This is a genomic window from Sorangium sp. So ce1504 (assembly GCF_051521635.1).
GTDB lineage: Bacteria > Myxococcota_A > Polyangia > Polyangiales > Polyangiaceae > Sorangium > Sorangium cellulosum_B.
In genome coordinates this window covers 1,782,876-1,797,142 of the sequence record NZ_CP150365.1, presented here as the reverse complement: position 1 = coordinate 1,797,142, position 14,267 = coordinate 1,782,876, and the positions used below count along the sequence as shown (strand labels likewise).

Here is a 14,267-nt window from a genome sequence, read left to right as displayed (position 1 = left end):
CAAATTCGCGCAAAATGTGCGCCCTAAAAAGCGCTATGAGCACGCTGCGTTCGATGGGCCGGTGTCAACTCCGTGGTGATTCCGTTATGGTGGACGATAGGCCACCATACTGGATTACGCAAGCTTTTTGTCTCACTGCATCATCGTTGCATGTGGGTGCCCCCCCGTGAGCGCCCACCGGTCAAGCACATTCGCCTACATCGGCGCGGGCGAACATGACGCGTGAAGAGCGACTGTGCCTGACAGCTCATCCGCCATAACGGATTGACCTCCAGAGGTGAGGGCCCCATGAGCCAAAGCCTCCTCGCGTGAGCGACCTGGAGGAGCGGCGCCGGCGCCGCGCAACACGCGAACAGAGCCCGACTGCAGCGCGGACGCGCCTCGTCTGGCCCCCGATGGGTCGGCTCCCGGTCTGGTCATGAGGACACGTTCGCGTCATGAAGTGCAAGTCTCAGGCCCAATGCTCATCGGCCATGGTCCTCGTCCCTGCTCATGAGCGCAGGCACGCTGGGGAGAGACCCGATATCGCCGGCGGGTCGGGCAAGGTAGCGGGCGAGCTCAGGTTGGATGTGCGAGCGGCAGAGAACGCGGAGGCGCGCCGCTATGGAGCGCCCGCGGCCCGTCGTCTCCGCGCGATCTTCACGGGTTGATCTCCTCGCTCGACCCTCGCTCCCGGGCGCAGGGGAGGTCGCCTGCGCGGGCCCGGGCCGCGAGGCTGGCCACGGCGGCAACGAGGGCGGCGGGCTCGATCGGCTTCGTGGCGTGCATGTGGAAGCCGGCTTCGAGCGCGCGCTTCTGGTCTTCCTTGCGAGCATAGGCCGTCAGGGCCAGCGCGGGCAGATCACCGCCGGCCTGCGGCGGGCGCTGGCGGATGGCGCGGATGAGCTCGTAGCCGTCCTCGCCCGGCATGGCAATATCGCTCACGAGCACGTGCGGGAGATCCGCGCAGAACGCCGCGAGCGCCTCGTGGGCCGAGGCCACGGCCGTCACCTCGGCGTGGTGCTGCGACAGCACCTCCTGAAGGAGCTCCCTGGCGTCCGCGTCGTCCTCGACGAGCAGGACGCGGACCCCGCCGAGGTTGGACGCGGACTCCGAGCAAGCGAGCGAGCGCGACCTCCCCTCCCTCATGAGCGCCGGGAGCGAGCTGCGCTCGACCCCGAGGAGCGGGAGCCGGACCACGAACGTGGACCCCTTGTGCAACCCAGGGCTGTCGGCAACGACCGAGCCGCCGTGGATCTCGACGAGTTGGCGCACAAGGGACAGCCCGATGCCGAGGCCCGCGTGCGTCCTGCGGCTCGTGCTGTCGGCCTGGCGAAAGCGCTCGAAGACGAGCGGGAGGAAATCCGGCGCGATCCCCTCCCCCGTGTCGCGCACCGTGAGCTCCGCCGTCGCGCCGGCCCGCCGGAGGGAGACGAGGATATGGTCCCCGGGACGCGTGAACTTGAGCGCGTTGGACGTGAGGTTCGAGACGACCTGCTGCAGCCGATCCGCGTCGCCGTTCACCTCGATGTCGAGGTCGAGCGAGACGTCGATCGTGAGGCCCTTTGCCTCGGCGGCGGGGCGGATCGCGTCGATGGCGGTCTCCACGACGGGCGCGAGCGCCATCGGCGCGGCGCTGATGCTCAGCTTGCCCGTCGTGACCCGCGAGACGTCGAGGAGATCCTCGATGAGCTTCGTCTGCGCGGCCACGTTGCGCTCGATCACCTCGAGCCCGTGGGACACCCGCTGCTCATCGAACGGCTCGGACCGCAGGAGGTGCGTCCAGCCGAGGATCGCGTTCAGCGGGCTGCGCAGCTCGTGGGAGAGCGTGGCGAGGAACTCGTCCTTCAGGCGGTTCGCCTCGCGCGCCTCGGCGTGCACGCAGTTCTGGATGGCGATGGAAGCGAGCTGCGCGAGCTGCACGAGGACGGTCTCGTCGTCGTCGGAGAACTCGCCGTCGTTCCGATCCGAGAGCTGGATGGTCCCGATGTTCTGGCCGTCGGCGGCGGTGAGGGGCGCCGCGAGGTACCCCCGCGGCGGCGGCCTCTGCCCGCCGTTGTCCAGCCACTCCGGGTGCAGCGAGAGCTCTCGCTGGGTCAGCCGGAGAGGCCTGTTCCTGGCGCAGACGAGCGCGCACAGCTTGCCGGCGATGGGGGGAGGCGCCTCCTTCTGGAACGTCGTGTACCGCTCCGAGAGCGACACCGCGGTCCGCGCCCGCTCACCGGGCCGCTCCAGCTTCACGAGGGTCATCGCCTGATGGGCGCCGCCGACGTCGCGGGCCGCCTCCGTGATCGCCGCGACCATGGCGTCGAGCGACAGGGCCGAGTTGATCGTGAGCGCGGCGCGGTTGAGCCGCTGGAGCTGCTCCGCGTGCGCGCGCAGCGACTCCGCCTGGAGCTTGATCTTCTGTGTCTTCTTGAAGAGATCGACGAAGACTGACACCTTGGTGCGGAGGACCTCGGGGGCGAACGGGGTCATGATGTAATCGACCGCCCCGAGCGAATAGCTGCGCTCGACATAGACGCGCTCGGTGTGCGCCGTCAGGAAGATGATCGGCGTGTGCAGCGTGCTCCGCCGCTTGCGGATGAGCGTCGCCGTCTCGAACCCATCTATCTCAGGCATCTTGATGTCGAGGAGGATGACCGCGAACTCCTCCTGAAGGAGATGGCGAAGCGCTTCCCTCCCGGACGCCGCCTTGACGATGTTCTCGCCGAGCGGCGCGAGGACTGCCTCCAGGGAGAGGAGCTGCTCAGGCCTGTCGTCAACGATCAGGATGTTGACTCTGCCTACTTCTGCCCTCATCCCGCGTCTCCTTGCCCCCTTGCTCCGTTGTCAGCGCCGCGGCCAGCCTCGCAGCATCCTCAGGAATGGGGCGGTGTCCACCGCTTTCGGGCGGCGTCTGCCGCGTCCGCTCCAGCCCGCTCCAGCGCTCCGTGCGAGGAGGCTCGGGGAAACCACGTCGCCGCAGGGACGCAGCGCGCGCCCGCGGCGGAGGGTGAGCGCGCCCGCCCGCCTGCCGGAGCGCCCCCCGGGCGCCGGAGGGCCTTCCCGGAGGCGGCCCTGCGCGGGTGCGCCGGCGCGCGGAGCGCACGCCGGCCACGCTCAGCCCCGGAACGCTCGACCCGCCCGGCATGGCCGCTCCGCAGATCCATCCAGCCCCTCCCGTGCGCTGCGCTGCGCCGACGAGCTCGTATCGTAATCGAGGCGCTGTCTTACCTGCGACCCAGGTCTCGCCTGCAGTATCCACAAGGGGGCGCCTGACGCCGGTGCATGATCCCCGCACGCAGACCCTACACCGGAGCACGCCAGGGTGGAAAGAGGAATTCGTGCGCCACCGAGGCTCCCCCTCGAAGAGGCCATGAGAGCAGCGCGAGAATCGGTGAGAACACGAAGAAAACCGACGCAAGTGGCGTGGACAGCGATGCATCGACGCTCTCCTGACCCTCTGTCGATACCCGCTCGACGCGCTCGGTGTGCCTCGTGTTTCGGTGGTGAGGAGCCCGTCGCCTGCGCCGCGCGCTAGACGGCGGAGCGCCGCTCCTGGAGCGAGCGCGAGTGCCGGAGGATCACCTCGAAGACCTCGGCGACGCCGTCGGGGTCGAGGCCGAGCTCGACGGCGCAGCGGCGGCGCGACTCCATCAGCCGCGCCTCGCGCACCGGATCCCGGACCGCCGCCCCGATCGTGGCCTTGGCGCGCCCGGCGCGCTGGACGAGCTCGGCCCTTCGCGCGAGCAGGCCGACGAGCTCCAGATCCAGGTCGTCGATGAGCTCCCGCGTCTCGCGGAGCTCGGGAGAGAGCGCGCCGAGATCGGGGATCGCGAGCGCGGCGAGGACCTCGGGCGCGGCGTCCTTGGTCGGGACGTCGAGGCTCCGATCGACGGCGACGAGCGCGTCGATGAGGCGGCGGCGCGCCTCGCCCGCGAAGGGGTTCTCGCGGTGCAGCGCGGCGAACAGGTGCCCCGCGTCCACGCGCACCGTCTCGATCGTGTGCGCGATGCCCTGAAACGAGGGCGGCGCGTAGGGCGCGCCGGCGGGCACGCCCGCGTCCATCATGCCCTTCGCGATGAAGAACGCGAGCGCGTGCGTGAAGGCCATGACGCGGTCGTGCTCCTCCGGCGCCTGCTCCAGCACCTGACAGCCGATCCGCTCGAACAGCGCGATGACGCGGCGCACCGCGTCCGGGTGCGCAGGGTTCGGGCAGACGACGACGCGCAGCGGGCGCTCTCCGCGAGCGAGGCTCGCCGGGCCGAACAGCGGGTGCGTCGCCACCCAGGGCCGGCCTTCGCCGAGCACCTCGGCCATGGCGCTCGCCGGCACGCTCTTCACGCTGCCCACGTCGGCCACCAGCTGCCCCGGCGCAAGGTGCGGCCGCAGCGACAGGAGGGCCTCGCGCACCGCCGGCACCGGGACGGCGACGATGACGAGATCCGCGCCGTCCACGAGCTCCGGGAGCGAGGCGGCCCGCGCGGCGCCGCGGATCTCCGCGGAAGGGTCGAACGCGCGCACCGAGATCCCCGCATCGTGGAGCAACGACCCGAGCGCCGCACCGAAGCGGCCATACCCGAGGAATGCGACCTTGCCGATGCGCACGGGCGGAGCGAGACCGCCCCCGGAATGCGGGAGAGAATGCGGCATGCGGCGGATACTACGACAGCCGCTCTACGCGGATGTCACGTTTTCTCGGCATAGCCGCGAGGATCCGCGACCGCGTCCGTGGGAGACAGGACGGCTCTCCGGCTTCTCCACGCCTGCCGCGCTCGCGGCGACGATGCCCCTCCGGCGAGGGCCGGAGGCGGCGCTCCTGCGCCCGCGGCGGCTCGGCCGGCGCCGGCTCACCTGAGCTGCGTCGCGGCCACGCCGAGGATCGCGAGCAGCGACGCGACGGCGGCGATCAGCGCGATGCGCGCCCTGTTGCGCCCCGTGTCCTGCGCGCCGTGCGCGCCGTGCCGCTGGGTCACCGGGCCCGCCTCCGAGCTCGGTCCGGCGCTCTCGGGCGGACGGGGCCTCGCGCTGAGCCCGAGCCCGATCGTCGGGAGCGAGGCGCGGGGGCGCGGCGGGAGCGTCGCGCCGAGGAGCCGCGCGGCCCGCTCCACGTGATCCTGGCCCTCCGCCGACGCGTGAGGGGCGAGCGCGATCGCCAGCTCGGCCACGCTCGTGGGCCGCCGCGCGGGGTCCTTCTCGAGGCAGCAGAGGAGCACGCGGTCGATGGCAGGGGGGATGTCGGACCGCAGCGCGCTCGGGAGCGCCGGCGCCGCGCTCGCGATGCGCGGCGCGAGATCGGCGAGCGAGCTCGCCTCGAACGGCGGCCGCCCGGTCAGGAGCCGGTACAGGATCGCGCCGAGCGACCAGACATCGGCGCGGGCATCGACCGCGACCGAGGATCGCATCCGCTCCGGCGACATGTAGAGCGGCGCGCCGAGCTCCTCCCGCGTCCGCGCCGGCGCGCCGCCGTCGCTCGCGCCGGGCAGCTCCCTGGACGCGCCGAAGCCGAGCACCTTGAGGAGCGTCGCGCCGCCGGGGGTCGTCGCGAGGAACAGGCGCGCCGGCTCGAGGTCGCGGTGCACGATCCCCGCGGCGTGCGCCTCGGCCACAGCCACGCAGGCCTGCAGCACCCAATCGATGGCCTCCGAGAGCTCGATCCGGCCGCGGCCGCGCAGCAGCTCGGAGAGGTCCTGCCCGTCGAGGTGCTCCGTGACGATGTACGCGACCCCCGAGGCGAGCTGGCCGACGTCGAGCACCCGCGCGACGTGCTCCCCCTTGAGCGCCACCGCCGCGCGCGCCTCCCGGAGCGAGCGCTCCACGCGCTCCGGGCTGCCGTCGGCGAGCAGGAGCTCGATCGCGACCCGCTGCGGAAGCACGAGGTGGCTCGCGAAGGCCACCGTCCCCAGCTCGCCGCTGCCCGAGATCCTGTCGACCCGGTACTTCTCGGCGATCACGTCCCCTGCGACGACAGGTGCGTTCATCAAAGCTCCCCGCAGCGCGCACCGGCGCGGGAGCAGCCGCCCGCCCCCCGTATATGCGCTGATTCATCCTAGCACCTTCGCTCGCCGGATTGGCGGTCGCCGGTCGTCGCCGGAGCTCGAGGCCAGCGCCGCGCTGCCCCTTTCACGCCTGCCCGTTTCACCCCTGTCCGCGCGGCCCGACGGCCTGGCAAAAGACCGCTGGAGGGGAATCCTCGCGACGAGGGTGAGGCCGCGCAGCGCGCGCGTTGTCGTGCCGAGAGGGAGGAAGCGGTGGCGTTGCCGCGCGATGGCGCGAAGCGCACAACCCGACGTTTCTCCCAAATCACGAGACCCGGGACTTCCCGGCTCGCACCAGCACACATCCTGCTTTATATTCTCGCGGCAACGCGCGAGGGGGAACGCGTATGACTCGGGCGGAAGCGACTGAGGTCCACCGCTGCAGCCGATTTCTGCTCCGCAGACAGAGGCTTGCCGGGAGGAAGGTCGTGCAGAAAACCGTTCGGGGGCGTCATCCAGCCCCGGGCGCGGCGGCCCTCCTGCTGCGCGAGCACGCCTTCCTGCGCCGGCTCGATGTGCCGGGGGTCGTGCGGCCGCTCGCGCTGGAGGGCCCGGAGAGCATGCCGGCGCTGCTCCTCGAGGACGCAGGCCCCGAGGACCTCGAGCGGCGGCTCGCGCGAGGGCCGCTCGCGCTGGACGCGTTCTTCGACGTCGCCATCGCGCTCGCGGAGACGTGCGCGCGCATCCATGGGAGCGGCGTCGTCCACCGCGCGCTCGCCCCAGGCCGCGTGGTCCTCGGCGAGGACGGGCAGGTCACCCTGGTCCATTTCTCGGACGCGGCCGAGCTGACGAGCATGCCCCGCGCCGTGGAGCTCGAGAAGCTCGACGCGCTCCCCTTCCTGTCCCCCGAGCAGCTCGGGCGCACGTGCTGGTTCATCGACGCGCGATCGGACCTGTACGCGCTGGGAGCGACCTTCTACGCCATGCTCACCGGCGCGCCGCCCTTCAAGGACCTCGATCCGCTCGCGCTGGTGCACGCCCACATGGCGAGGAGCCCCGTGCCCGCGCACGTCGTGATCCCCAATGTCCCGGCGGCCCTCTCGGAGCTCGTGCAGCGGCTGCTCGCGAAGATGCCGGACCTGCGATACCAGAGCGCCGAGTGCCTCGCCCAGGACCTCCACGAGGCGCAGAGGCGATGGCGCGCCGCGGGCACCATCGCGCCATTCGAGCTCGGCCGCATGGACCTCGCGCGGCGCCTCCCGCTGCCCGAGCGCCTGATCGACCGCGAGCGCGAGCTCGCCGCGCTGCGCGGCGCGCTCGCCCGCGTGTCGAACGGCGGGACGGAGCTCGTGCTGGTGACCGGGGAGGCAGGCGTCGGGAAGACCGCCCTCGTCGAGGCGCTGCAGGCCGCCGTCGCCGAGCGGGACGGGCGGTTCATCGAGGGCAAGTTCGACCTGCGCGCGGCGAACGTGCCCTATGCGTCCCTGGCAGAGGCGCTCCGCGCCCTCGCGGCCGCGCTCCGCGCCGAGCCGGAGGAGAGCCGCGCGCAGCTCAGGGAGGCGGTCAGCGAGCGGAGCCGCGCCCTCGGCGAGCTCTGCCCGGAGCTCGTCGAGCTCCTCGGGGACGCGCCCGCGCTGCCGGCTGCGGATCCGATGCGCGCGGAGAACTGCTTCCTGCTCGCGATCCAGGACTTCGTGCGCGCGGTGGCCAGCCAGCGGCCGCCGCTCGCGATCTTCCTCGACGACCTCCAGTGGACGGACGCCGCGTCGCTCCGCGTCCTCCGCGCCCTCGCCGCGGATCCGGGCAGCAAGCACGTGCTCCTGCTCGGCGCGTACCGGTCGAGGGAAGTCGGCGCCGCGCACCCGCTCCACCAGACCATCGAGGAGATCCGGGGCGCGCAGGTCCCCCCGATGACGCACCTCTCGCTCGTCCCGCTCGGCGTCGAGGCGGTCGTCGCGTTTCTCGCCGAGGCGCTCCGCTGCGAGCCGGAGCGGGCGCGCCCTCTCGCAGAGCTCTTCCTCGCCAAGACGGCGGGCAACCCCTTCTTCATCCGCCAGCTCCTCCGATCGCTCCAGGAGAAAGGGCTGCTCCTCTTCGACGCGATCCGCTCGACATGGACGTGGGATCTCGCCCGGATCGAGCGGGTCGGGGTCACCGACAACGTGGTCCAGCTGATGTCGGAGTCCGTCCGCAGGCTGCCCGAGGCGGCGCAGGAGCTCCTGCAGGTCGCCGCGTGCATCGGCAGGCGCGCGGAGCTCAGGCTCATCGCGGCGGTGCTCGGCCGATCCGTCGACGACACGACCGCATCGCTCGTCCAGCCGCTCCGCGAGGGGCTCGTCGTGCCCGATGGCACGTGTGGGCGCGAAGCGGGGCTCGCGATCCGGTTCGTCCACGATCGGGTCCAGCAGATGGCCTACGAGCTCGGGCCGGAGCAGCTGCGGATGCAGCTGCACCTGGAGATCGGCCGCTTCCTCGAGGCCACCTGCACCAACGGGACGGACGCCGCGCTGTTCGACGCCGCGGACCAGCTGAACCTCGGCGCCGCGCTGCTCGACGCAGAGCAGCGGGACCACCTCGCCGAGCTCAACCACCGCGCGGGCGTGAAGGCGCGCCGCGCCGCGGCTTTCGGCCCGGCGCTCGCGTACTTCCGCAGCAGCCTTCGCCTGCTGCCGGAAGGCGCGTTCCGAGCGCGTTACGAGCTCTGGTTCTCCCTCCACCGCGACGCGGCGGAGTGCGCCGCGCTGACCGATCAGCACGCGGCGGCCCGCGCGCTCGTGGAGGAGGGGCTCCGTCACGCGGCGTCGATCCCGGAGAAGGTCGACCTGGAGGCGCTCCGGATCATGAGCGCGACGATCACCGGCGATCACGATCTGGCGCTCGGCTGGGGGCGCGACGCGCTGCGCGCGCACTTCGGGGTCGAGCTGTCCTTGGCGGACCTCGACAGCGAGATCGCGGCGCGGCGGGGGGTCATCGCCAGGGACCTCGCGGAGCGCTCGCCCGAGTCGCTCGTCGATCTCCCCCGCGTGACCAGCCCGGAAGAGCGGGCCCGCATGAGGCTCCTCGCCGAGATGGTGGCCCCCGCCTGGTTCGCGGACCGGAAGCAGCTGGTGCTCCTCACCTCCCTCGGCGTCCGCTTCGCGCTGGAGCACGGCAACGCGAGCGAGTCGATCCTCTCCTACGCAGGGCACGCGATGCTCCTCGCGGCCGAGGGCGACCTATCGGGCGCCCAGGGCTTCGGCCAGCTCGCCGTGGAGCTCGCGCGGCGGTTCGAGGATCGCGCCCAGGAGACGATCGCCCGGTACATGTACAACGAGTTCGTCCACCCGTGGGTCGCGCCGCTCGCCTCGGGCGGGGAGCCGTTCCGAGAGATCATCGAGCTGGGCGTGTCGTCCGGCGAGCTCCGCTTCTCCTCGTACGCGCGCACGGGGCTCATGGCGCACTCGTTCGCCGCAGGAGTGGAGCTCGATCGCGTGCTGGTCGATCTGAACGACGGGTTCGCGTTCAGCCAGCAGACCGGCAACAAGTCGACGCTCTTCTACCAGCTCGCCTTCCGGCAGATGATCCGGTGCCTCAAGGGGCTGACGAGGGGCCGGAACGTGGCCGATGACGCCGAGTTCGACGAGCGGGCCTTCCTCGAGGCGGCGCAGCGGGAGCTTCCGGCGAGGTGCGTGTATCACATCGGGCGCCTTCAGGTCTCGTACCTGCTCCGGGATCTGGCCGAGGCCATCGCTCACGCCGACGCGGCGGCCCCGTTCATTCACTTTCTCGGCGGCTACATCCCCGAGTGCCAGTACGCGCTGTTCACCGCGCTCACGCTGCTGTGGCGATGCGATGAGGCCGACGAGCAGGAGAGGGCCGCGCTGCTCGCGCGCGTGGCCGACCTGCAGCGCGCCCTGCGAAGGTGGGAGCTGGGCTGCCCGGAGAACTTCCGCCCGCGGCGCCTCCTCGTCGACGCGGAGTTCGCCCGCGTCGAGCGCAGGTTCGAGCTCGCCGGCGCGCTGTACGACGAGGCGGTCGAGGCGGCGACGCGCGGGGGGTTCCTCCACCTCGCGGCGCTCGGCAACGAGCTGGCTGGGCGCTTCTACCACGGGCTCGGGCGGGCGCGGATCGCGGCCATGTACCTGCGCGCCGCGCGCCAGGGGTTCGCCCGCTGGGGGGCCTCGGAGAAGGCCCGCGCGCTCGCGGCGGAGTTCAGGCTCGGCGGGTCCGGCGACGAGCCCGAGCTCGCCGAGGAGCGGCTTCCGGCGGTCGCCCTCGACGCGCTCAGCCTGCTCAAGGCCGCCGAGACCCTCTCGGGCGAGATCGTGCTCGATCGGCTGCTCGAGAAGCTCCTGGGCGTCTGCCTGGAGGCAGCCGGCGCGCAGTGCGGCGCGCTCGTGCTCGAGGAAGAGGGGGAGCTCTTCGTGCGGGCCCAGGGGTCCGTCGCCACCCCGGTCTCCATCGAGCGCACGCCGCTCTCCCGGTCGCGCGAGGTCCCCCGGCGGGTCGTCGAGCACGCGCACGGCGCGGGCGAGATCGTCGTGCTCGACGACGCGGATAACGCGCCGGCGCGCGACCGCGATCCTCACTTCGCCGGGGGCGGCGCGCGGTCGGTCCTGGTCCTGCCCATCCAGCGGAACGAGGCGCGGCTCGGGGTGGTTTACCTGGAGAACAAACTCACCACGTACGCCTTCACGCGCGCTCGCGTCCACGTGCTGGAGCTCCTCTCCGACCAGATCGCGATCGCCCTCGAGAACGCCCGCCTCTACCGCGAGGCGCAGCACGCGGTGCGCGTCCGCGACGAGTTCCTCAGCGTCGCGTCGCACGAGCTCAGGACGCCCGTCACCTCCCTGCGCCTCGGCCTCCAGGCGTTGCTCCGCCGGGGAGACCACGCGTCCGACGAGCGCCTCGCGCGCTCCCTGCAAAGGATGGATCGGCAGGTGCACCGGCTCGTCCGGCTGATCGACGACGTGCTGGACGTGTCGCAGCTCCACACCGGCCGGCTGGAGCTGCACGTCGAGCCGGTCGATCTCGCGGAGGTCGTGGACGACGTCCTGGAGCGGCTCACCGAGCGCATCGCGCACTCCGGCTCGTCCGTGAGCGTGCGCGCCGAGCCGTCCGTCGTGGGATCGTGGGACAGGAGCAGGCTGGAGCAGGTGGTCTCGAACCTGCTCGACAACGCCCTCAAGTTCGGCGCGGGCAAGCCGATCGAGGTCTCGGTCGCGCGGAAGGACGGCACGGCAGAGCTCGTGGTGCAGGATCAGGGCATCGGGATCCCGGCGGGGAGGCTCCCGCACGTGTTCGACCGGTTCGAGCGCGCGGTGTCGAGCCGCCATTTCGGCGGGCTCGGGCTCGGGCTCCACGTCGTGAAGAGCATCGTCGAGGCGCTCGGCGGCGCGGTGCGTGTCGTCAGCCGGCCGGACGACGGGGCGCGGTTCACGGTGGAGCTGCCCTGCGAGCGGCCGGCGGCGAGCCACGCGGCGTCGGCGACGCTCGGCGGCCTGCACGCCTGACGCGAGCCGACGCGAACCAACGCGAACCGACGCGAGGCGATGACGACTACGGCCTGCTCTTCGGCTGCTGCGGGACCATGAGGATGTACGGCGTCGCAGGCTCCTCCTCCGGCGACACCGCGCGGGGAGCGGGGACGCCCTTCTCACCGAGGCTCCGGATGAAGCGGTACATCGCGACGAGATCGCGCTCGTGCAGGGTCACGTAGTTGAGCCATGGCATCGGCGGCCGGCCGGCGGCCTCGCGGAACATCCGCACCCAGGCCTCCTCGCTGAGGTTCTGGGCGGAGATCCGGAGGTTCGCCGCGTAGCTCGTCCCCCACGGACCTCGGTAGCCGACGTCGCTGCCCGTCAGCCACTCCGAGGTTGGGAGCCTGCCGCCCGATCGGTCCCAGCCGGGCGTATGGCAGTCGTTGCACCCGCCCACGAGGATCAGGTACCGGCCGGCCTCCTCCGGGCTCCCCGCCGCGACGTGCGGCGAGGCAGGCGCCCGTGACACGGCTGCACAGCCGATCAACGCCAGGAGCGCCGCGCCGGGCAGCCACTGCACAGTCCGGCGCCCCGCGCGCGCCCGGTCCGCGGCGGACGATCTCGATCCGCCGCGCGTCTCGCTCTGCATTCCAACCATTCCATTCCCCGTGCAGCGCGCGTGCCGGGCTGCGGCGCGGCGCGCGGACGAGCGCGCTAGGGGCCGACAGCGCGGGCCTTCCTGCGCGGCGCCCCCATGAGCGGACGGAGTCCGTTCACGCAGGCGAGGACCGCGGAGCCGTTGTTCATGAGCGTCGCCGCGACCGGGTTGAGGAGCCCGGGGATCGACAGCGCGTACGCGACCGCGTTCACGGCGAGGATCATCGAGAAGTTCTGGTGGATGAGGCGCATCGCGGCGCGCGAGATGTCGATCGCCTCGACGAGCTTCGACAGGTCGTCCTCCACGAGGACGACGCCCGCCGTCTCCCGGGCGATCTCGGCGCCCGCGGACACGCTGATGCCGATGTCGGCGTACGACAGCGCCGGGGAGTCGTTGATGCCGTCCCCGACGACCGCGACCGTGCGGCCCTCCTGCGTCAGCCGGCGCGTGATCTCCGCCTTGTCCTCGGGCAGCATCTCCGCGAAGTACCGGGTGATGCCGAGCTCGAGCGCGACCTGCCTGGCCACCTCGCGGCTGTCGCCCGTCAGCATGACGATATCCTCGATCCCCCGCGCGCGCAGGCTGCGGATCGTGGCGCGGCTCTCGGCCCGGATGGCGTCGCGGCAGGCGAGCGTGGCGACGTGCCGGCCGTCGACGGCGAGGAAGAGGAGCGATTTCGCCGCCGCCTCGAGCGCCTTCCTGGCGCCGGGCTCGGCGCGGCAGGCGACGCCGAGCTCGTCGAGGAAGCGGGGGCTGCCGAGCTGCACGACCTTGCCGAAGACCCTGGCCTGCACGCCCCGGCCGACGAGGTAGCGGGACTCCTCCCGGTCCGGGATCGTCAGGCACCACGCCTCGGCGAGCCGGAGCACGGCCTGCGATACGGGGTGGGTCTGCCGCGCGGACACCGCGGCGGCGAGGGTCGCCGCCTCGCGCGCGGACAGGGCGTCGTGGACGAGGAGGTCCGTCACCTCGGGGATGCCGGAGGTCAGCGTGCCCGTCTTGTCGAACACCACGGTCGACACCTTCGCGAGCTTCTCGATGTAGGCGCCGCCCTTGATGAGGATCCCACGCCGCGCCGCGGCGTTCATCGACGCGAGCACCGTCGTCGGGGCCGAGACCCGCGGGCCGGTGCCGAAGTCGATCGTCAGGATCGCGGACACGCGGCCGAGGTCCCTGGTCGCGGCGAGCACGACCGCCGAGCAGGCGAGGGCCGGCGGGACGAGCCGGTTCGCCACGAGCTCGGCGTAGTTCTGCGCGCGCGTCTCCAGCGCGGGCGCGTTCTCGATGAGCCGCGCCGTGCTCGCGGCGGTCGTGTCGCCGCCGACCCGCTCGGCGCGGATGTACAGCTTGCCGTCCTTGATGACGGTCGCCGCGAAGCAGCGGTCGCCGGGGCCCTTGAGCACGGGCATCGACTCGCCGGTCAGCGTCTGCTGGTCGACGAGCCCCTCGCCGTCCGTGACCGTCCCGTCGACCGGGATCACCGAGCCGGTGTAGACGACGAGGACGTCTCCGGCGGCGAGCTCGGCCACCGGGATCTGCACCTTCGCGTCGCCGCGGACCACCCACGCGAGGTCCTGCTGGTACTCGAGCAGGCCGCTGATCGCGCGCCGGGCGCGCGCCTGGGTGAGATCGCGGATGTGGTCGCCGAGCGTGACCAGCCAGATGATGCCGGCCGCGTTGATGGCGTTTCCGGTCGCCACGGCCGACGCGATCGCCAGGCTGTCGAGCAGGTCGACGTTGAGCTTGCGGTCCCGCACCACCGAGTCCCAGGCCCTCTTGAGGATGGGCGCGGACGTCGCGGCGATGAACGGGTACGCGAGCAGCGGCGAGACGAAGCTGCCGAGCGAGAGGACCATGCCGACGCTCGACAGGTAGAGCGGGCGCTTCGCGAGGGCGGCCGCGCGGCGCGCCTCTCGGGCGGCGCGCGCGGCGCGCAGCGCCCCCCGCGGGGCCGGCGCGGCGGAGGCCGAGGCGGCGGCGCGCACGATGGCGTCGAGGTCGACGTGCCGCGGGTCGTGCTCGACGACGGCGCTCGACGCGCCCTCGGCGATGCGCACGGACAGGACCCCGGGCACGGCGGTGAGCCCCGCCTCGAGCAGCGGGCCGAAGGCCGCGTCCTTCCCGAGGCGCGGGAGCAGCAGGCGGACCCTGCCCGGGATCGCATGGACCACCGAGACCGGCTCGGTCGCGGTCGACAGGAGCGCGGCCATC

The 14,267-nt window shown here is 72.4% G+C and carries 6 protein-coding genes; 1 reads left to right on the top strand and 5 read right to left on the bottom strand.

Going from position 1 to position 14,267, the window contains the following annotated elements; genetic code table 11:
• Positions 1 to 639: 639 nt before the first annotated feature.
• The 3 genes from WMF39_RS06820 to WMF39_RS06810 all read right to left on the bottom strand — a co-directional run bounded on the left by WMF39_RS06820 (position 640) and on the right by WMF39_RS06810 (position 5,942).
• Positions 640 to 2,781 (bottom strand): response regulator, encoded by a 2,142-nt coding sequence (locus tag WMF39_RS06820; RefSeq protein WP_437744732.1) that lies wholly within the window; start codon positions 2,779 to 2,781, stop codon positions 640 to 642.
• Between the two features lie 717 nt (positions 2,782 to 3,498).
• Positions 3,499 to 4,614, bottom strand: a complete 1,116-nt coding sequence (locus WMF39_RS06815) for a prephenate dehydrogenase/arogenate dehydrogenase family protein (protein WP_437744731.1) — start codon at positions 4,612 to 4,614, stop codon at positions 3,499 to 3,501.
• 197 nt (positions 4,615 to 4,811) lie between these two features.
• Positions 4,812 to 5,942 carry a serine/threonine-protein kinase gene (locus tag WMF39_RS06810; RefSeq protein WP_437744730.1) on the bottom strand — a complete coding sequence of 377 codons (1,131 nt, stop codon included), beginning with the start codon at positions 5,940 to 5,942 and terminating at the stop codon, positions 4,812 to 4,814.
• Between the two features lie 404 nt (positions 5,943 to 6,346).
• Here WMF39_RS06810 and WMF39_RS06805 point away from each other — a divergent pair, with 404 nt between their 5' ends.
• Positions 6,347 to 11,431 carry a sensor histidine kinase gene (locus WMF39_RS06805; RefSeq protein ID WP_437744729.1) on the top strand — a complete coding sequence of 1,695 codons (5,085 nt, stop codon included), beginning with the start codon at positions 6,347 to 6,349 and terminating at the stop codon, positions 11,429 to 11,431.
• Positions 11,432 to 11,477: 46 nt separating this feature from the next.
• Here the strand turns inward: WMF39_RS06805 and WMF39_RS06800 are convergent, their stop codons facing one another.
• Entirely contained in the window at positions 11,478 to 12,047 is a 570-nt protein-coding gene (locus WMF39_RS06800) for a cytochrome C (protein ID WP_437744728.1), read from the bottom strand.
• Positions 12,048 to 12,112: 65 nt separating this feature from the next.
• Positions 12,113 to 14,266 carry a heavy metal translocating P-type ATPase gene (locus tag WMF39_RS06795; protein WP_437744727.1) on the bottom strand — a complete coding sequence of 718 codons (2,154 nt, stop codon included), beginning with the start codon at positions 14,264 to 14,266 and terminating at the stop codon, positions 12,113 to 12,115.
• Position 14,267 lies beyond the last annotated feature (1 nt).